The 24492-nt window shown below is 42.8% G+C and carries 24 protein-coding genes; 16 read left to right on the top strand and 8 right to left on the bottom strand.

Annotated elements, in window-relative coordinates:
• Nucleotides 1–4: 4 nt before the first annotated feature.
• On the bottom strand, nt 5–1453 hold the full coding sequence (gene tldD, locus AC30SF_RS03340) for a metalloprotease TldD (protein WP_489607544.1): 1449 nt from the start codon (nt 1451–1453) through the stop codon (nt 5–7).
• Between the two features lie 268 nt (nt 1454–1721).
• On the opposite strand from tldD, the gene AC30SF_RS03335 reads away from it, so the two are divergent.
• Nucleotides 1722–2057 carry a hypothetical protein gene (locus AC30SF_RS03335; RefSeq protein WP_033002806.1) on the top strand — a complete coding sequence of 112 codons (336 nt, stop codon included), beginning with the start codon at nt 1722–1724 and terminating at the stop codon, nt 2055–2057.
• Between the two features lie 89 nt (nt 2058–2146).
• Here the strand turns inward: AC30SF_RS03335 and plsB are convergent, their stop codons facing one another.
• Nucleotides 2147–4588 carry a glycerol-3-phosphate 1-O-acyltransferase PlsB gene (gene plsB, locus AC30SF_RS03330; RefSeq protein WP_209362827.1) on the bottom strand — a complete coding sequence of 814 codons (2442 nt, stop codon included), beginning with the start codon at nt 4586–4588 and terminating at the stop codon, nt 2147–2149.
• Nucleotides 4589–4798: 210 nt separating this feature from the next.
• Here plsB and lexA point away from each other — a divergent pair, with 210 nt between their 5' ends.
• The 6 genes from lexA to infA all read left to right on the top strand — a co-directional run bounded on the left by lexA (nt 4799) and on the right by infA (nt 7454).
• Nucleotides 4799–5425, top strand: coding sequence for a transcriptional repressor LexA (gene lexA, locus AC30SF_RS03325; protein ID WP_290521087.1), 627 nt, complete (start codon nt 4799–4801; stop codon nt 5423–5425).
• A gap of 168 nt (nt 5426–5593) precedes the next feature.
• Nucleotides 5594–5971, top strand: a complete 378-nt coding sequence (rpsF, locus tag AC30SF_RS03320) for a 30S ribosomal protein S6 (RefSeq protein ID WP_005555822.1) — start codon at nt 5594–5596, stop codon at nt 5969–5971.
• Nucleotides 5958–6284, top strand: coding sequence for a primosomal replication protein N (gene priB, locus AC30SF_RS03315; RefSeq protein WP_209362829.1), 327 nt, complete (start codon nt 5958–5960; stop codon nt 6282–6284). The genes rpsF and priB overlap by 14 nt, the downstream gene beginning before the upstream one ends.
• 12 nt (nt 6285–6296) lie before the next feature.
• Entirely contained in the window at nt 6297–6527 is a 231-nt protein-coding gene (gene rpsR, locus AC30SF_RS03310; protein WP_005541294.1) for a 30S ribosomal protein S18, read from the top strand.
• Between the two features lie 15 nt (nt 6528–6542).
• Nucleotides 6543–6992, top strand: coding sequence for a 50S ribosomal protein L9 (gene rplI / locus AC30SF_RS03305; protein ID WP_021617038.1), 450 nt, complete (start codon nt 6543–6545; stop codon nt 6990–6992).
• A 243-nt stretch (nt 6993–7235) separates the two neighbouring features.
• On the top strand, nt 7236–7454 hold the full coding sequence (gene infA / locus AC30SF_RS03300) for a translation initiation factor IF-1 (protein WP_005627617.1): 219 nt from the start codon (nt 7236–7238) through the stop codon (nt 7452–7454).
• Nucleotides 7455–7509: 55 nt separating this feature from the next.
• On the opposite strand, the gene lnt is transcribed toward infA, so the two are convergent.
• The 3 genes from lnt to mepM all read right to left on the bottom strand — a co-directional run bounded on the left by lnt (nt 7510) and on the right by mepM (nt 11809).
• Complete coding sequence (lnt, locus tag AC30SF_RS03295; protein ID WP_489607543.1) at nt 7510–9060, bottom strand: apolipoprotein N-acyltransferase; 1551 nt, start codon at nt 9058–9060, stop codon at nt 7510–7512.
• 128 nt (nt 9061–9188) lie between these two features.
• Nucleotides 9189–10085: a CNNM family magnesium/cobalt transport protein CorC gene (gene corC, locus AC30SF_RS03290; protein ID WP_485860626.1), complete on the bottom strand. Its 897-nt coding sequence runs from the start codon at nt 10083–10085 to the stop codon at nt 9189–9191.
• A 194-nt stretch (nt 10086–10279) separates the two neighbouring features.
• Nucleotides 10280–11809: a murein DD-endopeptidase MepM gene (mepM, locus tag AC30SF_RS03285; protein ID WP_489607542.1), complete on the bottom strand. Its 1530-nt coding sequence runs from the start codon at nt 11807–11809 to the stop codon at nt 10280–10282.
• A gap of 195 nt (nt 11810–12004) precedes the next feature.
• On the opposite strand from mepM, the gene znuC reads away from it, so the two are divergent.
• The 7 genes from znuC to recC all read left to right on the top strand — a co-directional run bounded on the left by znuC (nt 12005) and on the right by recC (nt 19404).
• Entirely contained in the window at nt 12005–12784 is a 780-nt protein-coding gene (gene znuC, locus AC30SF_RS03280) for a zinc ABC transporter ATP-binding protein ZnuC (protein WP_209362833.1), read from the top strand.
• Nucleotides 12785–12788: 4 nt separating this feature from the next.
• Nucleotides 12789–13574, top strand: coding sequence for a zinc ABC transporter permease subunit ZnuB (gene znuB / locus AC30SF_RS03275; RefSeq protein ID WP_290521093.1), 786 nt, complete (start codon nt 12789–12791; stop codon nt 13572–13574).
• 175 nt (nt 13575–13749) lie between these two features.
• On the top strand, nt 13750–14271 hold the full coding sequence (locus AC30SF_RS03270; RefSeq protein WP_314400978.1) for a type II secretion system protein: 522 nt from the start codon (nt 13750–13752) through the stop codon (nt 14269–14271).
• A complete protein-coding gene (locus AC30SF_RS03265) occupies nt 14258–15001 on the top strand; it encodes a hypothetical protein (protein WP_489607541.1) in 744 nt (247 codons plus the stop codon). The genes AC30SF_RS03270 and AC30SF_RS03265 overlap by 14 nt, the downstream gene beginning before the upstream one ends.
• Nucleotides 14998–15693 carry a DUF2572 family protein gene (locus tag AC30SF_RS03260; RefSeq protein WP_489607540.1) on the top strand — a complete coding sequence of 232 codons (696 nt, stop codon included), beginning with the start codon at nt 14998–15000 and terminating at the stop codon, nt 15691–15693. Before AC30SF_RS03265 ends, AC30SF_RS03260 begins: the two co-directional genes overlap by 4 nt.
• Nucleotides 15668–15970: a DUF5374 domain-containing protein gene (locus AC30SF_RS03255; protein WP_489607539.1), complete on the top strand. Its 303-nt coding sequence runs from the start codon at nt 15668–15670 to the stop codon at nt 15968–15970. The genes AC30SF_RS03260 and AC30SF_RS03255 overlap by 26 nt, the downstream gene beginning before the upstream one ends.
• Before the next feature lie 38 nt (nt 15971–16008).
• On the top strand, nt 16009–19404 hold the full coding sequence (gene recC / locus AC30SF_RS03250) for an exodeoxyribonuclease V subunit gamma (protein WP_489607538.1): 3396 nt from the start codon (nt 16009–16011) through the stop codon (nt 19402–19404).
• A 2-nt stretch (nt 19405–19406) separates the two neighbouring features.
• Here recC and rimI read toward each other — a convergent pair whose 3' ends face one another.
• A complete protein-coding gene (rimI, locus tag AC30SF_RS03245; RefSeq protein WP_489607537.1) occupies nt 19407–19850 on the bottom strand; it encodes a ribosomal protein S18-alanine N-acetyltransferase in 444 nt (147 codons plus the stop codon).
• A gap of 12 nt (nt 19851–19862) precedes the next feature.
• The gene (locus AC30SF_RS03240; protein ID WP_489607536.1) at nt 19863–20303 is read right to left on the bottom strand and encodes a DNA polymerase III subunit psi; all 441 of its coding nucleotides are present in this window, start codon (nt 20301–20303) and stop codon (nt 19863–19865) included.
• A gap of 67 nt (nt 20304–20370) precedes the next feature.
• Here AC30SF_RS03240 and rsmC point away from each other — a divergent pair, with 67 nt between their 5' ends.
• Both rsmC and AC30SF_RS03230 read left to right on the top strand, forming a co-directional pair.
• Nucleotides 20371–21375: a 16S rRNA (guanine(1207)-N(2))-methyltransferase RsmC gene (gene rsmC / locus AC30SF_RS03235; protein ID WP_489607535.1), complete on the top strand. Its 1005-nt coding sequence runs from the start codon at nt 20371–20373 to the stop codon at nt 21373–21375.
• Between the two features lie 85 nt (nt 21376–21460).
• Complete coding sequence (locus AC30SF_RS03230) at nt 21461–22882, top strand: sucrose-specific PTS transporter subunit IIBC (protein ID WP_489607534.1); 1422 nt, start codon at nt 21461–21463, stop codon at nt 22880–22882.
• Between the two features lie 188 nt (nt 22883–23070).
• Here the strand turns inward: AC30SF_RS03230 and serS are convergent, their stop codons facing one another.
• Nucleotides 23071–24378 (bottom strand): serine--tRNA ligase, encoded by a 1308-nt coding sequence (gene serS, locus AC30SF_RS03225; protein ID WP_489607533.1) that lies wholly within the window; start codon nt 24376–24378, stop codon nt 23071–23073.
• Nucleotides 24379–24492: the final 114 nt, after the last annotated feature.

Genomic DNA, 24492 nt, shown 5'->3' with positions numbered 1-24492 from the left:
CGTATTAATTTGTCCCACCTACGGTAATTTGATCGATTTTCAACGCCGGTTGTCCCACACCCACCGGCACACTTTGTCCTTCTTTACCACAAGTGCCTACACCATGATCCAATTCTACTTCATCCGCAATCATGGACACATTTTGCATCACTTCAATACCACTACCGATTAAGGTTGCGCCCTTCACCGGCTTGGTAATTTTGCCTTTTTCAATCAAATAAGCTTCAGACGTAGAAAACACGAATTTGCCGGAGGTAATATCCACCTGGCCACCACCAAAGTGCGGTGCAAAAATGCCTTGTTCTACGGACGCCACTAAATCCTCAAATTTATCTTTGCCTGCCAACATATAGGTATTGGTCATACGAGGCATTGGCAAATGCGCATAGGATTCACGACGTCCATTGCCTGTCGGTTGCACGCCCATCAAGCGAGCATTCATTTTATCTTGCATGTATTTCTGCAAAATACCGTCTTTAATTAGCACGTTATGTTGGCTCGGCACACCTTCATCGTCAACGGTGACTGATCCTCGGCGATCCATTAAAGTGCCATCATCCACGATTGTGCATAACGGTGATGTGACTAATTCGCCGATTTTGCCGGTAAATAAGGAACTTTCTTTACGATTAAAATCGCCTTCCAAGCCGTGCCCCACTGCTTCATGTAATAACACACCCGGCCAACCTGCGCCCAACACCACCGGCATTAATCCTGCCGGTGCCGCCACCGCACCTAAATTCACCAATGCTTGACGCACCGATTCTTTCGCAAAATAGACCGCTCTTTGCTCACCTTGATAGCTCTCAAAGAACCATTCCAAGCCGAAACGACCGCCTGCGCCCGCACTACCACGTTCGCGCTTACCGTCTTGTTCTACCAATACGGAAACCGATAAACGAATGAGTGGGCGAATATCAGCTGCCAAGGTGCCGTCCGTGGCTGCCACCAACATTTCCTCATATACCATACTCAAACCGGCATTCACCTGCACCACTCGCGGGTCTTCCGCACGAGCGGTTCTATCCACTAAACGCAATAATTCAATTTTTTGCTCTTGGCTTAAACTGTATAGCGGATTAATGGATTGATAACGCAACGGTGCGTCCACCGGGTTAAATCTCACCGGCAGAATAAAATTACATTGAGAAGGTTGTGCAATACCGCGCACCGCTTGAGCGCATTGTTGCAAATTGGCTAAATTAATTTGATCCGAATAGGCAAAACCGGTTTTCTCACCGCTTACCGCACGCACGCCCACGCCGCGATCAATATGAAATCCGCCCTCTTTAATAATTCCGTCTTCCAATACCCAGTTTTCATCCTGGCTTAGCTGAAAATATAAATCGCCATAATCTACGTTGCGTTGCGCTAAGGTATCGAACAGATTAGACAAATCTGATAATGCTAAATTATTGCGAACTAATAGGGAATCGGTCACTTGCTTTAACATGAAATCACACTCAAAAATAAATCAAAAACATAAAAAAATTGCTTAGAATTATAGCGAATTTCTACCTAAAGCAAAAAGAAAAGTTAGCAAAATAAAGAGGATAAATTCATTCTCATGAAAAACGGGCTTAAACTTTTTGAGGTATTCTCTTTGCGTGAGATCAAGTTTTTTATGATTACCCACAGGATTACCATGTTTGTAGTATGGCTCATTTCATTTCACGTTTTATACTCCTCCCCACCTTTATTACAGCAACGTATAAAAAATCATGGAAAATCCATTTACTGCCAACTGGACATCAAAAGGTCATACGCTTTGTTTAGGTCATTGGGAAATCAGTTATAACGGACTGCCTCTTACACTTCCTGCTGAACGACGGGATAAAGATATGGGAACACAAAATATTTATAATTTCATGGATCCCGAAGATGAACTTTATTTAGAAGGCTTAGATGAAAATGATTGGATACTCGCTAACATGGATTGGTTATCTGATTTATTTATTCAATATAATATTCCATTAGAAGAAGAGTATATGCGGGCATTTTACCAAGCCGTAAATCCAGAGGATTGGCGTTGTGGTAGCTGTGGTGGGTGTATTTAGATAATCAATAAATAAAAAATCAATTAGCGCACCAAACGTCCAATATCCTAATCCGGCTTTTGGCGGCTAATTGATGTTTATTATTTTAGTTAATTCTCATCCTGTTCTTTTTCTTCCACTTTCGCCACCGCACCGTTAATCGTTAGGCAAATCTCAGTAGAAATTAAATGCGTTAAGATCGTGGCTAATTCCTGTAGTTTTTCCGTATTGGCTGTGCCACTTTCATTGAAATAGCCCTGTTCTTTTAAGCTATTCGTAAAAGCAGAGAAAACCGCTTTATCAAAAAATTCTGGTGCATTAATGCCATGTAGAACAGACAAGCGTTGCGCTACAGACTGACTTTCTTTTTCCAAATTCGCACGAGAAATCAATGGATTATTTTGCAACAAATTCACGGTGATGTAGTAACGTTGCAAAATTTCACGCACACCGGCAGACCACAATTGTAGCATCCGAATATTCGGCTTATTGATAGTCAACACATTTTCACTATGTTTAATAATATTTTGCCGTTGAAATTCTTGAATAATCTGCTCTACTCGTTCGGCAATTTGCGCTTCTTCATTAAAATGCAGGAATAATTCACTTCGCAAGAACGGATAAATTTTCAATACACTATCCAGCACTAAGGTTTTTTGAATCGCCTCATAATGCAACACAATGCTGGCAACCAATGATGGCAAGACAAAAAGGTGCTGGATATTATTGCGGTAGTAGGTCATTAATACAGCAGAAGAACGTTCCAAGCGAACAATTTCACCAAAATTGTCTTTTTCCACCAAAATACCAATGCGATCCAAACTTAACACATGATCAAGCATAATTTCCGGTTTTTCCGTTGGAATCACCACATCATCGGAATATGGCACGTTTTGTAAGAATTGTTGATAACTGGCAAGCTGCTCTAACAATTGCTCGCGAGATAGCGCACGTTGTCGGGAGGATAACAACGCTGTACCGGTTAAGTTCATGGCATTCACTGCTGCCGCTTTGTTGATATTCACCATTACTTGATGAGAGACTGCGTCAACCGCTTTGTTAAACCATTGTGGGCGATCTTCCAATGGAGCTTTCCATTCCGGGAAATGCTGGTTCAAATAATTGCTTAAAGTAATCGGCTCACCAAAATTCACATAACCTTTGCCCAAATTGCGTAACTTTTTGATCACACGTAACACTAAACCGGCATTTTCTTTTTCTTTTGCCGCTCCACGCAGCTCTTTTGCGTATGTGTCCACTTCTAAAACGTGTTCATACCCCACATACACCGGCACGACAGAAATCGGCCGGGTTTGTTGCTGCTGTAAGGCTTGCAAAGTCATCGACATCATGCCGGTTTTTGGCGCTAACAAGCGACCAGTACGGGAACGCCCGCCTTCAATAAAGTATTCCACAGAATAACCACGATGGAACAATTCCGCCAAATATTCACGGAAAATGGTGGAATACAAGCGATTGCCTTTAAAGGTACGACGAATAAAGAATGCCCCACCACGGCGGAACATGCCCCCAACTGGCCAGAAATTTAAGTTAATTCCAGCAGCGATATGTGGCGGTACCAAACCTTGGTGATATAACACATAGGAAAGCAAGAGATAGTCAATATGACTACGATGGCAAGGCACATACACAATTTCATGCCCCTCTAATGCTAATTTCCGCACGCGATCAGCATTTTCTACATCGATACCTTGATAAAGTTTATTCCATAGCCAACGCAAGAAACGATCTGCCATGCGTAATCCTTCATAACTCACATTAGCAGCAATTTCATCTAAAATTTTTTCGGCTTCTTTGTAGGCTTTTTCTTTACTGATATTTTTGCTTTTCGCTTCATCCTCAATGGCCGCCAATATCACCGGTTGTTGCAATAGTTTATTAAACATCGCTTGGCGATTAGGCAAACGCGGGCCAGTCGCAGAAATCCGCTGCTTGGCAAAGTGTATTTTTGCCACGCGGGCGAGTTTTTGTGCGATTTTCTGATCAAAGCCATGCTCACGCGTCATATAACGCAAAGATACCGCTTGAGAAAAACGTACAAAAGTATCCCGTCCAAACCAGAGTGCTGCGATGGTTTTTTGTAGTCCGTTTAACAAACGTAAATTCGGTAAACCGGTTTTGTCTTCGCGTCCCGGAGCTCTTCCCCACAAAACCGAAACCGGAATGAGTTGAACATCTAATTCTGGCAAAGTGCGGTGCAATTCCAAATAGTTATTGAAGATCGTGATAGTTTCTTTCTTCGCACCTTTGGATTTAAAAAAGCGCCGTCCTTCATCTAAAAAGACAAAACGTGGCAAAACACGCCCATTAATTTCATTTTGCTCCAAGGGATCCGGTAAACCGACGCTCAAACAGTTTTTGCGGAAAATCACAAAGTCGGTTTCAGAGGTGTAAGGCAACACATAAACGACAGGTTGCGCAACATTCAGTGCTAATTCTTCAATAGGGTGATGTGGAATCGGATTATTTTTTACTAAAATCGACAATGGCAACTCGAGCAATTTTCGATAAGCATTAAGAAAACTCGCCATAATAAATGTCCTTGTTATAACGTCATATCACTAAAAGGTTGTCAAACTTGCGCTAGTTTAGCATAAAATTTTTACTGAATTAGTGACCTACGACACAATTCTCAGATAACGTCATCATTCGCGTTATCTTTTACCAAAGAAAAGATTGCACTGCTTATTTTTCTGTATATAATACCAGTTATTTATGTATATATGAACAGGATCGATATTATGAAACCACTCACAGCCCGCCAGCAAGAAGTCTATGATTTTCTTAAACATCATCTGGAAACCACAGGTATGCCACCAACGCGAGCGGAGATTTCAAAAGAGTTAGGGTTTCGCTCTCCTAATGCAGCAGAAGAACATTTGAAGGCATTGGCAAAAAAAGGTGTCATTGAAATTGTTTCCGGTGCATCACGTGGCATTCGTCTTTTATTGGAAGATAATCATGCAGAAGAAGAACCCGGCCTCCCCCTCATTGGTCGCGTTGCCGCCGGTGAACCGATTTTAGCCGAACAGCATATCGAAGGTACATATCATGTTGATCCTGCAATGTTTAAACCACAAGCGGATTTTCTGCTCAAAGTGTATGGGCAATCCATGAAAGACATTGGTATTTTAGACGGCGACTTACTAGCAGTGCATAGCACAAAAGATGTGCGCAATGGTCAAGTTGTGGTCGCACGTATTGAAGATGAAGTGACAGTAAAACGCTTGGAGCGTAAAGGTTCGATGATTTACTTGCACGCTGAAAACGAAGAATTTGCCCCAATTGTCGTAGATTTAACCCAACGTCCGCATTTTGAAATCGAAGGTATCGCAGTCGGCATTATTCGTAATAATGCTTGGATGTAAAAACGCCCAAGGGGAAAAACACTGAAAAAAATGACCGCACTTTTATTGCAAAAACTCGGATTCCGTGTATAATTTGCGCCCTCAGTCACGTCCGAATAAGTTCCTTGCTTCCACAAGATTGGTGACTGGTCTTAACGTTGGAGGCTGATTAACCCGTAAGGAGCAGTAATGCGTCACTACGAAATCGTGTTTATGGTCCACCCGGATCAAAGCGAGCAAGTACCAGGGATGATTGAACGTTATACCGGTTCTGTAAAAGAAGCCGGCGGTCAAATTCATCGCCTAGAAGATTGGGGTCGCCGTCAATTAGCATACCCAATTAACAAATTACATAAAGCACACTATGTGCTTATGAATGTAGAAGCGCCTCAACAAGTCATCGACGAGCTAGAAACGACTTTCCGTTATAACGATGCTGTATTGCGCAGCCTTGTTATTCACACTAAGCACGCCGTAACCGAAGCGTCCCCAATGGTTAAAGCAAAAGACGATCGTAAAGCTTTAACTGAAGTTGAATCCAACGATTTTGAGGATGCTGAAGAGTAATTTGAACATTGATAATCGTTTATCCATTATTGGTGTTGTCGCCAATAATCCTAAACGACGCAAAAGCCCGAACGGAATCGAACATTGCCAATTTTTATTGGAACATCGTTCGAGCCAGCAAGAAGCAAATTTAATGCGACAAGCCTGGTGTAAAATGCCCGTTCAAATCAGTGGCAATCAATTAGTAGAAAAAACTCAAGGCATTACGGTCGGCAGTAAAGTATTAATTCTAGGTTTCTTAACCACCCATCAATTAAATAATGGGTCAACACAATTAGTCCTACATGCCGAGCAAATCGAATTTATAGATTAGGAGACTAGCCAAATGGCACGTTATTTCCGTCGTCGTAAGTTCTGCCGTTTCACAGCGGAAAATGTTGTTGAAATCGATTACAAAGATATCGCTACATTAAAGAACTACATTTCTGAAAGCGGCAAAATTGTACCAAGCCGCATTACCGGTACTCGTGCGAAGTACCAACGCCAATTAGCTCGCGCAATCAAACGCGCACGTTATTTAGCGTTATTACCTTACTCTGATACACATCATCACTAAGAAGGGGAAGGTCAAATGCAAGTAATTCTTTTAGATAAAATTGCACACTTAGGTAAAGTGGGCGATCAAGTCAATGTGAAATCTGGTTTCGCACGTAACTACTTAATCCCACAAGGTAAAGCAGTTATGGCAACCAAAGCAAACATTGAACATTTCGAAGCACGCCGTGCAGAATTAGAAGAAAAAGCAGCTCAAGCATTAGCTGCAGCTGTTGACCGCGCAGCACGCTTAGAAGCATTAGGTTCTGTAACCATCGCATCTAAAGCGGGCGACGAAGGTCGTTTATTCGGTTCTATCGGTACTCGTGACATCGCTGATGCAATCACTGCAAAAGGCGTTGAAGTGGCGAAAAGTGAAGTACGTTTACCAAATGGTTTAATCCGTACGCTTGGTGAACATGAAGTAACTTTCCAATTCCACGGTGAAGTTTTCTCTCACTTAAACGTTGTTATCGTTGCTGAATAATTCAGTTTTACGAAAAAAAGCCCGGTTTAATGCCGGGCTTTTTATATCGGCGTTATCACAAGTTTAATTCCGGCTATATTAAAAAACAACGAGTCATCCAAAATGAAATCTAAGCAAAGCGGATTGTCCGGATAAAAACTTCCTTGTTTCCAATAAAAACGGTATAATTCGCACCGAATTTTCATATAAGATTCCGCCAACAGATGCCGGCGGGAAAACCGATTAATTATTTTAGAGGATAAAATGGCAAAAGAAGATTGCATTGAAATGCAAGGTACAATTCTGGAAACCTTACCAAACACCATGTTTCGCGTTGAGTTAGAAAACGGCCATGTGGTAACTGCACATATTTCGGGCAAGATGCGTAAGAACTATATTCGTATTTTAACTGGTGATAAAGTCACCGTAGAAATGACACCCTACGATTTAAGCAAAGGCCGCATCATTTTCCGTAGCCGTTAATGTTCGCCTCACCGAATCAACAAAAACACCGGATATTCTCCGGTGTTTTTGTTTTTTAAGTTGTTGGATATTGCATCTTTTTCAAAATACGACGCTGAACAAATCCACCCAAGAAATGTAGCAAGAAAAAGACCGCACTTAGAATAAATAAAGGAGTATCACCTAATACGGCATAAGGCGTTTTGCCTTCTGTCGGCGCGATCTTATGCGTAAGTACGGTTTCCACAAATTGTGGTGCTTGCGCCACGATTTCCCCTTGTGCATTAATAAATGCGGTAACACCTGTGTTCGTGGCACGAATGACAGGCTTACCAAACTCTAATGCTCGCATTTGTGCCATTTGCAAATGTTGCCATGGGCCAATGGAATTGCCGAACCACGCATCATTAGAAATGGTTAAAATGAAATTGGAATCCGCTACCTTATTTTTCTGTAACTGCGCACCCAAAATAATTTCATAACAAATCGCCGCTGTGAAATTAACATTTTTGGCTGAGAGTGGTTTTTGAACAAAATCACCACTTTGAAAAGCTGACATCGGCAAATTAAACACTGTTCCAAGCGGACGTAAAAGGTTTTCTAACGGTACATACTCGCCAAACGGCACTAAATGATGTTTATTATAGCGGTTAGGCGTTTTTAGCTCATAAGGCATCGCTTTATTACCAACTACCGCAATAGAATTGAATAACTTACCCACAGACTCATCACGATAAATCGTTCCAATCATCACTTCTGTATTCGTTTTTTCCGCCATGGATTGGAGCATTTGGAAAAATGGTTGGATATTATTTTCATAAGTAGGAAATGCCGCTTCCGGCAAAATAATTAAATCTGTTTTCCCCAAATTATCGCCAATCAATCGCCCATAATTTTCCATGGTTTGAGACAAATAATTCGGATCCCATTTTAAATTTTGCTCAATATTGCCTTGAACTAAGGTGATATTCACGGCTTTTTCAGGGATGTCTTGCACATATTTTGCTTTGGACGTATAACCGGCAAGCAAAGCAACAATGGCTAGAATCAAGACATTCGCCACCGCCATCGTGATCTTGCGTGGTGCGCTTAGCCATGCAAAAACGCCGTTAAAAATGACCGCACTCACAAACATCGTAAAAAATGTTAATCCGGTAACACCAAAAATCGGTGCAATACCTGAAAAAGGACTCTCAATCTGCGTATAGCCAAACTGCAACCAAGGAAAACCGGTGAAGACCCAACCGCGCAGGAATTCCGTAAACGTCCACAATACTGGATACATCACTGCTCGTTGCACTTGCAGACGACGTACCAAATAGGCAAATAGGAGCGGATATAAAGATAAATAGGCTGCCAACACAACCACTAAGAAATAGCTCACCACCAGAGGTGCATCGCCGAATTGATGAATACTGACGTGCAACCAATTGACGCCAAATGTGAAAAAACCTAAGCCCCATAAAAAGGCAGAAAAAAGTGCGGTGGATTTTTGTGGCGTTTTTATTGCCCAAATTAATCCTAACAAGGAAACATAAGATAGTGGCCAGTAATTGAAAGGTGCGAAGGCAAATACGCCAATAACACCGGAAAATAGTGCGATAAGGTAAGTTAAGTATTTATTCATCACGCAAACGGCGTACGCCTCCCAGCACACACCCCTAATATGTTATTATTGAATGAAATAAACGGCACGCGTTAGAAAAGCGCGTGCCATCGTTAAAGATATAATGAAAAATCAAGTTAAAACGAAAACTATTCGATAATCTCTTCTGTTTTTTCCTTCTCCGGCAGGTGTTCATCCGGCACGGTAACACGCAACTGGATAATACGTCGGCTGTCGGCAGACGTCACTTTAAAGTGGAGATTTTCCAGCGTAATTTCTTCGCCACGTTTAGGTAAATAACCAAAGGCCTGCATAATCAATCCACCGATAGTATCCACTTCTTCGTCAACAAATTGCGTATTAAATTGCTGATTAAAATCATCAATATCCGTCAACGCACGCACGGCATAAGTGTGTCGGGAAAGCTGACGAATATCTGCCACATCTTCTTCATCAAATTCGTCTTCAATGTCTCCGACAATTTGCTCTAATACGTCTTCAATGGTGACCAACCCTGAGACGCCACCAAATTCATTCACTACAATCGCCATGTGAAAACGTTCGGAGCGGAAATCTTTTAGCATTCTGTCCACACGTTTACTTTCCGGCACAATCATTGTCGGGCGAATAACATCAAGCAGATTAAATTCTTCTGCACTGGCACGTAAATATTTCAACAAATCTTTGGCATGTAAAATGCCAACAATATTGTCGCGATCATCTGCGTCTTTAATCACCGGAAAACGGGAATGCGCTGATGCAATAATGACATCCAAACAGGAATCTAGATCCTGCTCCGCTTCAATAAAGACAATTTGAGAACGCGGGATCATGATATCACGCACGCGCAATTCGGCGATTTCCATCACGCCCTCAATCATTTCGCGGGTATCTTGATCGATTAAATCGTTTTGTTCGGAATCACGAATGACTTCCACTAAGTCTTCACGATTTTTCAGTTCGCCTTGGAAAAAGCGCCCGAAAAGAGATTGGAAAAAGGATTGTTTACTGGCTTCAGGTTGATTGGTCGAGTGTTCTTCGTTCATAAAAAATTTAATCATTACCGTCGGATTGACGAATAAAAAGTACCATATTTACATTCAAAGCGCAAAAATAAGCATAAAGTGCGGTGATTTTTTATAAGAAATTTGTCCTAGGTCACAAATTCATTTAAACATTCCGCATGCTCCCTCTACGCTTACCTTGCTTGTTTAATTTGCCATTTAATCCACACACGAATTTAGCGTAACGCGCGTTCAATTTCTGCCGCTTTAATTAAAAACGCCTTACGTTCTGCTGTGGTCATACTGCTGCTCGTGCCGGGAAGTTTTACCGTAATCGGATTGACCGGACGCCCGTTAATATGAAATTCATAGTGCAAGTGCGGTCCCGTTGACCCGCCGGTATTCCCCGATAGCGCAATTCTTTCCCCTTTTTTGACCGTTTGTCCTGCTTTCACTAAAGGACGGCTCAAATGCATATAAACGGTTTGGTATTCACGCGAATGTCGAATCACCACATAACGGCCGGCACCATGGGCTTGATAAGCAATTTTTTCTACTGTGCCATCCGCCGGCGCAATCACCGGTGTACCTGTCGGCATGGCAAAATCCACCCCTTTATGCGGAGCAATTCGGCCGGTAATCGGGTGGCGGCGAACAGGGTTAAACGGTGAGGAAATCCGCGCTTGACGTTGCAATGGGTAACGTGCAAAACCTCTGCCTAAGGTTTCACCTTGGCGATTATAATAACGCCCGTTATCAGCTTGGATCGCATAATAGCTCTTACCGTTACTGATAATATGAATTGCCTCCACATTTCCCTGACCGGTGAGCTTGCCATCTAAATATTCACGAGAGACCAAAATGGAAATTTTTGTGCCTTTACTTAGCTGTTTTAGGCTCACTTGCCACTGCAAGGCGGAAAATAACTGATAAATTTGGCGACTTTCCAGTCCCATGCTCTTCAAACTATTCACAAAAGACGTTTCCATGCTACCGCGTAAAACATCCCGCTTCCATGTGCTTTTCTTTTCGATAATTTGTCGTTTAAATTGTCCGCTTGCTTGCAATTCGTAAGTATGCTCTTTCTTTTGAGAAACAAGCCAGTTCAAATATTCTAATTTTCCATCATTATCCAAAATCCAGTAAAACTGTTGCCCTGCCTGTAAATGCTTTAATTCGGGATAGGCTTCGGTCAACTGCTTGCCGGTCTCATCATCTAATCCGGAAAGCTCCAAGACATCCTTTAATGTCTCCCCTTTCACAACGGTGTGGCTGAATTGTTCTTTAATCCGAATAGCTTGATCGGCTACATCTAAAATATTCGCCACCACATCTTTAGCATCATTCGGCAACCCCTCTAATCCATCAAATTCATCATGGGTTGTGACTTCTTCCGCTTCGTCATCTTGCCCAAGGTCGTCCTCATAAGAGGTTGCATTATTATCTTCGGTATTCAACCCACGAGTATCCGCAAGAATTTGTGAGGATTGCAAGGTTTCATTCGCAAACGAGGTCGTGTAGGCAGATGCGGGATAGAGTGCATCAGCGAGAATGTCTTGAAATTGATTCGTGCTTGAAGTGAGCTCATTCGTCATGGAAGAATCAAGATGAAGAGGATAAGCCATGGTTTCCGCTTTATCGGAAGCACTGTCGTTTAAGCGTAAAAAAACACCAAGCGCAATTGAGCAAATCGCAATAAAAAAAATAACGGCTTTTATACGAGATTTTCTTTTACGGCGATCTCTAGCCAACATAATATACTGCACAGCACCAACTTCCTTTACAACAAACCCTTCATCAGAATAGTAGTTACGACCACATGAATAAAAAAAAATTCATCAAAACATAAATTAAAATGAATCTCGTCATTATACACAGAAATTTGCGTTCAACTTGTTAAACTTCAAAAAATAAGTTATTTTTAGCGCAATTTTTCCTCAAAACAAAATGCCAAAATTCATATGCAAATCAATGCAATTAAATTGCCTTTAGTTGAATTAAAAAATATTAATGTGAAATACGGGCAACACGTGGCGTTAAGCAACATTAACTTGACGGTTTATCCCAACTCCATTATTACCATTGTCGGTCCAAACGGTGGAGGTAAATCGACCTTGTTGAAAGTCTTGCTAAAATTGCAACAGCCCACGTCAGGTCAAGTCATTTATAACAAACATATTCGTATTGGCTATGTGCCGCAAAAAATCCATTTGGATCATAATCTTCCCATCACTGTGGAGAAATTTTTATCCCTAAAAAAAGGCATTGGACAGCAAGACATTCAAGAAGCAATGACGCGCTTGTCGATTACCCATTTAATGCACAACAGTATGCAAAAGCTCTCCGGTGGCGAAATGCAACGGGTGCTATTGGCGCGAGCGATGTTAAATAAACCGAATTTATTGGTCTTGGATGAACCGACTCAAGGGGTGGATATGACCGGTCAGGCAGAACTCTACCAGCTGATCAATCAAACCCAAAAGCAACTTAATTGCGCCATTTTAATGGTATCCCATGACTTACATATTGTGATGGCAGACACCAATGAAGTGCTTTGTGTCAATCAGCATATTTGCTGTGCCGGCACGCCGGAAACCGTGTCTAATGACCCGACGTTTATTCACTTTTTCGGTGATCAATTTTCTAAAAACATTGCAGTTTATACCCACCATCACAATCATCGTCATGATATGCATGGAGATATCTGCAATATGGAACCGAAACACTCCAACGCAAGGTAATATGATGTTTGATATTCTTTTTCCCGCTTGGCTTACAGGCATGATACTTTCGCTCATCACCGCGCCCCTCGGTGCTTTTGTCGTTTGGCGAAAAATGGCTTACTTTGGCGATACCCTGTCCCACTCTGCCCTCCTTGGCGTGGCATTGGGTATTTTCCTGCAAATCAATCCGTATATCGCCATTCTCATCCTCACGTTACTGCTTTCCGTTGTGATGGTTTGGCTGGAAAATAACACGCAATTTTCTGTCGATACGTTACTTGGCATTATCGCTCACAGTTGTCTTTCAATCGGCGTGGTAACCGTCGGCTTACTGCAAAATGTGCGGGTAGATTTAATGTCCTATTTATTCGGTGATCTGCTTTCCATTAACTACGAAGACTTAATTTATATCGGCATAGGTGCTGTCATCGTGCTTGCCACATTATGCTATTTTTGGAAACCGCTCATTTCCACCACCATCAGTCCTGAACTGGCACAAGTGGAAGGCATTAACGTGAAAAGAATGCGCTTTATTTTAATGATACTCACCGCATTAACCATTGCGTTAAGTATGAAATTTGTCGGCGCTTTGATTATTACCTCGTTGCTTATTATTCCTGCCGCCACCGCCAAACGCTTTGCCCGCACACCGGAAAGCATGGTTGTCATCGCCAGTATCATCAGCATGATTGCTGTCTCCATGGGCTTAACCTTATCCGCCTATTACGACACCGCCGCCGGCCCCTCAGTGGTAATCTGTTCTACTTTCTTATTTTTATGTGCGTTACTGAAAAAAGAGCAAAACTAAAAATCGCCCCAAAAATGACCGCACTTTGATCGGCAACCTATTCTTATTTTCTCTGCGCATGATGCTTCTCATGCGCGAAAGATACGGTTTTGCGATTGGGATCGCAAAATCACATCGCAAGCTTTCCTTTTGATGATTTCACTGGCTAAAGTGCGGTCAAAAAAAAGGAACGTTTATGCAAAAGGGATTCACCTTATTGGAAAGCTTGATTGCACTGCTTGTGATAAGTGTTCTATTAACATTGGCACTTCCCACATGGCAACACTATCGCCAACAGTCGATTTTGCAGAAAGAGCAACAAAAGCTATATATCTTTTTACGCCAAATTCAAGCGCGGGTAGAAAATTCATCGGACATTTGGTTGTTAATTGCCAATCGTCATCAAACGACGGGACGTTGGTGTCTCACGGCGCAAGTGAAGCATGACAAATTATGTGATTGCTTAAACCCACAACATTGCCCCTCGGAAGTTTCCGCCTATTTTTATTTTCCAGCCTTTGAAGGCACCCTGTTAATCAGTAAACGCTACTACCCTTTTGAAATTACACGGTTAAGCGGCATTCGTAACACCGCGTCCACCGCCTGTTTTGTGTTACAAGCCAATCATCAACGAACCCTCTTTTCATTTTTTAATGTGGGCAGCCTTAAATTAAAAGATAACCAATCCTTAAGCGCTTGTGTGAATGACGAAGAATAGCATAACGTTAAAACCAAAATACATGTCGGGGCAAAGCTTGGTGAGTTTAATGCTTTCAATATCCCTTTCTTCGTTTTTATTCTTGGTGATTTTGCAGTTTTATAGCCAACACCAACAACAAAATCGGGAAATGCTTTTGCGTTTGCAGTTACAAACGGAGCTGCAGCGTGTGATTCAGCTCATCGGTAAAGATTTGGCGCGTGCCGGTTTTCGCGCGGTGAGCGAGAAATTAACCCGAAACAATTTATCCTTATTTGAACAACCGAATCCGCCCTCGGCAATGACTATTGCGCAAATGAATGGTGAAAAAAGTAACAGTTGCGTTCTCTTTTTCTATGATCTGAATGTGAACGGCTGTATAGGCGGACAATACAAAGGCAATACCTGTCTTGCAAACGAGAAAAATGCCACCAAAGAAATTGAACGTGAATTATTCGGTTATCGACTCAATAAGAAAATGGTAGAAACCCGTTTAACCTATAAAAGTGCGGTCAAACAAAATTGCAGTTTTGAAGATTGCCAACGTTATACCCAACAATCTGCCTGTAATCACGGTGGTTGGGTAGATTTGTTAGATGAAAAAGAATATGAAATTTCTGATTTAACTTTTACTTGGTTAGCGGAACAAAAAGGCGTTGAAGTGCGTTTAATTGGCAATTTAAAGCAGCATAAGAAAATAAGTTACGAAACCACCGTCATTGTGCCCTTATTAAACCGAGAAGAACCATGACAACACCCCAACGCGGCATTATGACCCTCACCTTACTGATATTACTTAGCGGATTTTTGCTGGTGGCTATGCTATTTAACGATGATCTCCTGCGTTTATATTCCGCCATTGCTGCTCAGCGGCATCGGTATGTGGAACAACAGCTCACCTTGCAACAACTTAGCGTGCATGAGAAAAAAACGCGCTGCGAACAGCTTTCTACACAAGAAAACGGTGATACCTTTCTAGTGACCTTTCGTTTGGAGAATAATCGATTAGCGGATGGTTTGAGCCATTATGTGTGGTGCCGGCGCGATAAATTATTTCAAAAACAGCCGGTGCGAAACCAACATGAAAAGTTGTTTGACCAGTTCATTTCCGAAGAAGGGCTTGTGCTTTTTCGTCAACAATTACAGTCTCCACCGCTAATTTTAAGCAAGTCGTCGCCTGCGGCATTGTATTGGTTCACGGCGAATGAAACCGAATGGGAGATTGATAAAAACGTGAATGCGGTGATTGTCGCCGAAGGCGATTTACATATTCGAGGGCAGGGTAAAATTAGCGGTTCGATCATTACCAAAGGACGATTGACGTTAGATGAAAATATTAAAGTGACTTATTCCAAAAGTACGGTTACTCAGATCGTGCAACAATACAGCCGTTGGCGCTTAGCAGAGAAGAGTTGGTATGATTTTGTCGTTCCAAAGAATTAATCACAAAGGCATGAGCTTGCCGTCTTTGTTGGTGACCTTATCTGTATTCAGCGGGCTTTTCCTCACGTTTAACCAATGGGGAAATTTACAACGCAAAAGTGCGGTGGAAATTTATCAACGTTTTCAAGCTATTCAAATTGTTGAGAATCAACATCAACGGCGTTTTCTTGGGTTGCCTTGTGAATCGAACGTGCTACAGAATCAAATTCGTTTTCGCGTTACGTGCACGCAAAATCAGGTCACGGTGAAATATCCTCGCGGTGAAATTAGTTTATAATAGCCCAACTTATATTTGGGCTTATTTCCGGAGGCGGCGTGTTTACTGTTTATCATTCGAATCAACTTGAGGTGCAAAAGGACATTCTCGTTGAATTAATTCAACGTCAACCGCTGAGCAATCCATTACAGCCGGAAACCGTGCTGGTACAAAGTCCGGGCATGGCACAATGGTTACAGTTACAAATCGCAGAGCAAAAAGGCATTGCAGCAAATTTTGCTTTCCCGATGCCCGCCAGTTTTATTTGGCAACTTTATGCGGAAAACTTGCCTGATGTGGCGCAAAGCAATCAGTTTAATAAAAATGCAATGATGTGGCGTTTGATGCGCTTAATTCCTCAATATTTAGAGCAAGAGGCTTTTCATCCTTTACGCCATTATCTGGCGCATTCTGTTCAATCGGAGCAATTTAAACTCTACCAACTTGCCGGAAAGATCGCGGATTTATTCGACCAATATTTGGTTTACCGCCCGGACTGGATTGCCGCTTGGGAAGCGCACCAAGAGGCAGATATTCATCATCAAATTGAAGCCCAATCAAGTTTCAATAATGATCGTTTATCGGCACAGATTGAACAAAATATCGCCTGGCAGGCGAGCCTGTGGCGGGCTTTGGTACAGGCAGTAAAAACCGAAACCGGATTGGAGTTAGTACAACACCGAGCGCATTTACACCAGTTGCTGTTAGAAAAACTCCGTGAAAATCGACCGCTCTTTTTACCGGAACGTCTTTTCATTTTCGGTATTCCTGCCTTGCCAAAAGCCTATTTGGAAATATTTCAGGCGATTAGCCAATATTGTGATGTGCATTTGTTCTTCAATAATCCTTGCGAGGAATATTGGGGGGACATTGTGGATCCAACATTTGTTGAAAAATTAGCACTACGCACTCGTACCGATTATTTCAATCAAGCGAATAAACCGTTGTTATCCGCAGAACAAATTGCGCAGGCTGAGCAGCAATGGGAAGTGACTTACGCACAGGAAAAATTGCAAGTCGGTAATCCCTTGTTGGCTTCATGGGGAAAATTGGGACGCGATTTTTCTTATTTATTAACGCAGTTAGAACCGAATGAGATTTCTGCCTATGCGGAGATTGAACCGAAGAATTTATTGAGTCAAATTCAACATCAGATTTTGCACCTTATACCGAGTGGCAGTGAGCCGTTAAACTATCAAGAAAATGACCGCACTTTAACCTTCCATGCTTGCCACAGCACGATGCGGGAAGTGGAAGTCTTGCAGGATTATCTGCTGCATTTATTACAAGAAAATCCCCATTTGACTCCAAAAGACATCATCGTGATGGTGGCGGATATTGATAAATACACGCCTTATATTCGCGCGGTTTTCGGGCAACATGCTACGCCGCAAACTGCCATTCCATTTTCGATTTCGGATAACAAATTATCGGAAAATGATGTGATTATTGCCGGGTTCCTCTCTTTATTGCAGCTCAAAGAAAGCATTTTCAGTGCAGAAGAGGTGTTAGCGCTGTTAGATGTGCCGGCAATACGCCAACGCTTTAATATTGAATTGCAGGATTTGGCGCAAATTCGAGATTGGGTGAAAAATGCCGGCGTGCGTTTTGGTTTAGAGAAACAAAGTGCAGAACCTCATGGTGAGACGCAAAACAACTACAATTCTTGGCAAGCCGGTTTGGAACGTATGTTGTTGGGGTATGCCTTACGGGAAGAAAATGGTATTTGGCAAGACAGCCTTGGATTGGATAACAGTTTTGGTTTAAAAGGGCAGCTAGCGGGGCAACTGGCTGAGTTTATCGTCGCATTATCAGATTGGTACCAAACGCTGCAACAACGCTATTCCGTGGCGCAATGGCAACAACATTTGTTGACCTTAACGGATCGTTTCTTTGCCGCGACAACGGAAACCGAAGAAACCTTATTTTATATTAAAGACGTGATTCAGCAATTTGCAGAACAGTTACAGGACGTGCATTTTGACGAGCGCTTGGCGGTTGATGTTGTGGCAGATGTCATGAGTGGTGCGTTAGAAGAAAACCCGAATCACTACCGTTTTTTAGCCGGCAAAGTGAATTTCTGCACGTTGCTGCCGATGCGTTCTATTCCATTTAAAGTGGTCTGCCTGCTCGGTATGAATGACGGTGAATACCCACGTCAACAGCCGCCAAATAGTTTTGACTTAATGCAGTATCACCGCATTAAAGGGGATCGTGCACGCCGTGATGATGATCGTTACTTGTTCCTTGAGGCTTTGTTATCTGCGCAGGAATATTTGTATATCAGCTACATCGGACGTTCTATTTCAGATAATCAAGAACGTGAGCCGTCGGTGTTGGTGAGCCAGTTGTTGGATTACATCGTGGAAAATCTGCCGAATGAAGGTAAGGATTGGCGGGCATTACTGGTGCAACAACACGGCATGACGGCATTTAGTCGAAAAAACTTTGAAAAAAACGACCGCACTTTTAGCCAATCTTTTGCGCAACAATGGTTGCCTTTGGTGAATTCGCAATCCAATCAAGCATTGTCGGATTTTATTCAACCAGCGATAGCGCAGGAGGATTTCGAGCAAGAAACGGAGATTGAATTTTCTCGTTTGGTGGCGTTTGTGAAAAATCCGGTGAAATTTTTCTTTGAGCGCCGCCTCGGTGTGAATTTTTCCGAGCAGGAAGAAAGTATCGCCGACAGTGAAAATTTCGTTTTGAATAATGGCTTAGAGAAATACCTGATTCATGCGGACTTGGTCGATGTCGATGAACACCAAATCGACGCATTTTTTGATCATTTGAAGGTGAAAGGCGTCTTGCCAAGAGGCGAATTTGCGACACTCTACGCCAATAAATTATTGGATGAAGTGACGGAATTTAAACACTATATTGCCGATTATGTGGAACAAACGCCACAAAACCGTTTTGTACAAATGACCTTGCCGACGGCATTCGGTAACATCACCTTATCAGGCAATATCTCTCATTTATATGGCGACCCGTTACAGCGTGTGACCTGGCGCATGGCAACGGTGAAAGACAAAGATCGTATTGAAGCTTGGTTATATCATTTATTGTTGTGTGCCACGCAGCCGCAGCCGACGGAATCTCTTTTCCAAGGCAAGGATAAACGCGAGATTTTTCAGGTGGTGTCTCAACAGGATGCCCTTGCGCAACTGCAAATTTATGTCGAAAGCTATTTAGCCGGGCAGTCGCAATTACAGTTGATTCCAACACAAGGTATTAAGGCATACCTAGAACAGATCGCTAACGAAGATGAAGTTGATGGTGATAAGTGCTTTGCTCAGTTAACAAAAATTGCCGAAGGTGGTGATTATTCTCCCGGCGATTTATATTGGCAACGTGTGTTGGTACAAACGCAGAAATTAGATTTGAATTGGATAAATCAGCAGGTGAAAGCGTGGTTTGTGCCGATGTTGGAAGCGATTAAGAAGGAAAAATAACCTTACAAATAGGCCGCCATGACAACGGCATTTTCCCGTTTGCCATCAGGCGTCGGGTAATAGTTTTTACGGATATCCACTTGATTAAAGCCCAGCGAATCATAAAGCGCTTGGGCTTTTTGATTGGATTCGCGCACTTCTAGCCACAAGGTCAGAATGCCTTTTTGTCTGAGTTGGGTGATGAGCTCGTTTAAGAGTTGTCGTCCGAGTCCCAAGCCTTGTTTTTGCGGATCGATAGCAATATTAAACAGGGTGGCTTCATCTAATACTGTCTGACAAATAGCAAATCCATAAATCTGATGTCCTTCGACGATCTTTAAATTGAGATAACGCTCGCCTTGGTTATTTTTCAGCGTGCCTAAACTCCAAGGCACGGCGTGAGCCGCCTGCTCAATGGCATAAAGTGCGTCAAAATCTTGTGCTTCAATGGGCGAAATGGTTATCACGACAGATCCTTGTTATGCGGCATTGATGGAAGGGGATTGTTGAATGGTTTGCCAAAATTGACGTTTTGCCTGCGGATGTTGTTTAAATTCCTCAAGATCACCTGACTGCCACACATTTAACGGTTGTGGGAGCGCTAAAGTGCGGTCATTTTCCAAGGCGTTTTGAGAAAGCAACCAATAACTGACTTTATGGTTAACTTGCAAATAAGCAAGCTGTTCAAAGGTGATGTTTAATACTTGCTCGCTATCCAGTGTGAGGCTGCGTAACACATCCTGCACAACAGGTTGTTGCAATAGATTTTGCTGACTGATGATAATCAAACGAATATGCTCGGCGACAGTGATATTCATTGCGCCTTTCAACACTTCCGGGCGCACTAACTGCCACTGGCTGATGCCCATTTGTTGCAGTAATACATCTCGACGGGAGTAAGGTTGGCGCGTTTCTTGCATATCTAAAATCAATTCAATCCAGTATAATGGGCGCCCATTTTAACCAATAAGGCAGAGGATTAATAGCGTGATTTGTGCAGAAAGCGAAGTGTTGGAACGGCATTTAGATTTTTTAACGGGGAAATCATTATTGCTTACCGGCGCGGTGAACGATGAGTTTCTTTCCGATTTACGACGCCAGGGGTTTAACGCCCGCGCTTGGAGTTGGTATTTTGATTACGCCAACCGAGAAAATCAAAAGCAACAAAGTGCGGTGGATTTTTCCCTCGAATTTCAATGCCAAGCCGATTTGATCCTGTTTTATTGGACAAAGAACAAGCAGGAATGCCATGTCCAATTAATGCAAATTCTCGCCAAAAGCCCGATGGGGCAAGAAATACTCATTGTCGGCGAAAATCGTAGCGGCGTACGTTCTGCCGAAAATAGGCTTGCGGACTTCGGCGATATTCACAAAATCGACTCTGCCCGCCGTTGTAGTCTTTATCATTTTCAGCTAAAAAATCCACCGCACTTTGATCTGAATTCCTTCTGGAAATCCTACCAACATCCACAACTTGCTGATGTCACCGTGTATGCGTTGCCGGGCGTATTCAGCGCAGCCGAACTGGATGGCGGCACCGCATTGTTGTTGTCCACGTTAAAAAATGTGTCGGGCGATGTACTGGATATCGGTTGTGGCGCAGGCGTGATTGGCAGTTACATTCAAAAATATCATCCGAAAACCAAGCTGGTGATGACGGATATTCACGCCATGGCGCTTGAATCGGCACAGCGAACGTTGCGAGAAAATCAGTTGCAAGGCACGGTACAGGCAAGCGATGTGTTTTCTCATGTGGAAGGTAAATTTGACCTGATCATTTCCAACCCGCCGTTTCATGACGGCATTGATACCGCCTATACCGCCGTTAATGAGTTGATTAAACAAGCCAAATGGCATCTTAAAGCCGGTGGTGAATTGCGCATTGTGGCAAATGCCTTTTTGCCTTATGCCGACTGGCTGGATCAACATTTCGGCGGTCATGAGGTATTAGCGAAAAATAACAAATTTAAGGTGTATTCAGTGCGCGGATGAGTGAATGACGCAATAAATTCTGCTGGCTTAGCAAAAACCTTTTAGCTAGAATTCTACCTATTATTTACTACTTCGGGAGAAGACTATGAACTTTCCTAACATCGCCCAACAAGTGATTGAAAAACTTGGCGGCAAAGAAAATATTGTCACAGCGGCTCACTGTGCCACCCGTTTGCGTATTGTACTAAATGATGAAAGCAAAGTGGACAAGGAAGGCATTGACAACATTGAAGGCGTAAAAGGGCAATTTGCTGTAGCAGGCCAATATCAAATTATTTTTGGTTCCGGCACGGTGAATAAAGTTCACGCTGAATTAACCAAATTGCTAGGCATCGGCGATGTGAGTAAAGCGGAAGTAGCAGAAGCGGCAGGCGGTAATCAAAGTTTGTTGCAACGTTTGGTGAAAGGTTTAGCGGATATCTTCGTGCCGATCATTCCGGCCATTGTGGCAGGCGGTTTGTTGATGGGTATTTACAGCATGCTCACCGCCAAAGGGTTCTTTGTGGATGAACTCAGCGTCATTGACATGCATCCTGAACTCAAAGATTTAGTGGATTTCATTAATACCATTGCGAACGCACCGTTTGTATTCTTGCCGGTATTGCTTGGTTTCTCCGCCACCCGTAAGTTTGGCGGTAACCCATTCCTTGGAGCCGCATTAGGAATGTTATTGGTTCACCCGGCACTGGCTGACGGCTGGAACTATGCTTTAACGCTGGCAGAAGGAAAAATCCAATATTGGAATGTACTTGGTTTGCAAATTGAACGCGTAGGCTATCAAGGCACTGTGATCCCAACCTTAATTTCTGCTTGGGTGTTAGCAACGTTAGAAAAAACGTTCCGTAAATTTGTGCCGTCTTATTTAGATAATTTGGTCACACCGCTATTTTCTTTGTTTATCGCCGGCTTCTTGGCGTTTACCCTCATCGGCCCAATCGGACGTGAAGCAGGTTCATTAATTGCCGCAGGGTTGACTTGGTTATATGACACCTTAGGTTTCATCGGCGGTGCGATTTTCGGTACCTTCTACGCGCCCATCGTGATTACCGGTATGCATCAAACCTTTATTGCGGTGGAAACCCAATTATTAGCGGAAATGGCTCGTACCGGCGGTACCTTTATTTTCCCAATTGCGGCAATGTCTAACATTGCGCAGGGCGCCGCCTGTTTGGGTGTGGCATTTGCCTTAAAAGATCCGAAAATTCGCGGCTTGGCCATTCCTTCCGGCATTTCTGCGTTGCTGGGTATTACCGAGCCGGCCATGTTCGGGGTGAACTTGCGTTACCGTCAAGCCTTTATCGCAGCCATGATTGGCTCCGGTCTTGCCAGTGCGTTTATTGCGTTCTTTAATGTCAAAGCCATCGCCCTTGGTGCGGCAGGTTTTTTAGGGATTCCGTCGATTAAACCGGACAGCCTTGCCATGTACAGCATTGGCATGGCCATTTCCTTTATTGTGGCGTTCAGCCTTTCCACGATTTTAGTGAAACGAGCTCAAGCCAAAGCTTAACAACAAAAAATAGGCAACATCTCAAAGATGTTGCCTATTTTTTTAGATCCAATTCTCCATAAAAACCACCGCACTTTTCATGATATTACCTATGAGAATCTGCCCTTGAGGATATTTCAGGCTGGCTTTTTAACGAACAGACTCAAGTGCGGTGGTTTTATGTCTATTTTTTACAGCAAGTGTGTAGGCTATTTGCCGATCACCTCTAATCCGCCCATGTAAGGACGTAAAACCTCCGGTACGGTAATCGAACCGTCAGCATTTTGATAGTTTTCCAAAACGGCCACTAAGGTACGCCCCACGGCTAAACCGGAACCATTAAGGGTGTGTACCAAACGGGTTTTCTTGTCGCCTTTTGAACGACAGCGTGCTTGCATACGACGCGCTTGGAAATCCCACATGTTAGAGCAAGAAGAAATTTCACGGTACGTATTTTGCGCCGGTACCCAAACTTCTAAGTCGTAAGTTTTGCAAGAACCAAAGCCCATATCACCGGTACAAAGCAACACTTTACGATATGGCAAGCCAAGTAATTGCAAGACTTTTTCCGCGTGACCTGTCAGTTCTTCCAGTGCATCCATGGATTTTTCCGGTTCCACAATTTGAACCAATTCCACTTTATCAAATTGGTGCATTCGAATTAAACCGCGTGTATCACGTCCGTAAGAGCCGGCTTCTGAACGGAAACATGGCGTATGTGCGGTCATTTTTAACGGTAAATTTTCCGCTTCTAAAATGTCACCACGTACCAAGTTAGTAACCGGCACTTCCGCTGTCGGGATCAACGCATAAGTGCGTTGCACTTCATTTGGATCTTGCCCTTCTAGCGGTTTCGTGTGGAATAAATCTTCACTGAATTTAGGTAATTGACCTGTGCCATAAAGCGTATCGTGGTTCACTAAATAAGGCACATAAGCTTCCGTGTAGCCATGTTGTTCCGTGTGTAAATCCAACATAAATTGCGCGATGGCACGATGTAATTTGGCAATTTGACCTTTCATCACCACAAAACGGGAACCGGTTAATTTCACCGCAGAAGCAAAATCCAAGCCTTGTAAATTTTCGCCTAATGCAACGTGGTCTTTTACCTCAAAATCAAACTTGCGTGGTTCACCCCAACGGGATACTTCAAGATTTTCAGTGTCATCTTTCCCCAAAGGCACTTCATCAGCAGGAATATTCGGGATGTTCAAGGCAATGTCATTTAACGCATTTTGTACTTTTTCTAACTCCACTTTGCCCTGTTCTAATTCTGCGCCCATGTGATCCACTTCCGCCAACAACGGCGCAATATCTTCTCCACGGGCTTTTGCCGCACCGATGGCTTTAGAACGCGCATTACGTTCTGCTTGTAACGTTTCGGTTTTTACCTGTAAGGCTTTGCGTTGTTCTTCTAATTGCGTGATATTTGCCACATCAAGCGTAAAACCACGTTTAATTTTTAATTTTTCTGCGACTTCTGCCAAATTATTACGGAGTAAATTCGGATCGATCATACTGTTACCTTTCTTCTTCTGTTTATTAATACTGCGTTAAAAATTGTGTTTATTCTATATCGTATTTATCTAATAAACTAGTAAAAACATGGACTAAAGTGCGGTTGAAAATCA

Source organism: Aggregatibacter valvarum (assembly GCF_980468985.1).
The sequence above is the reverse complement of the archived record's forward strand: the minus strand, read 5'-3'. Positions and strand labels throughout refer to the sequence as shown.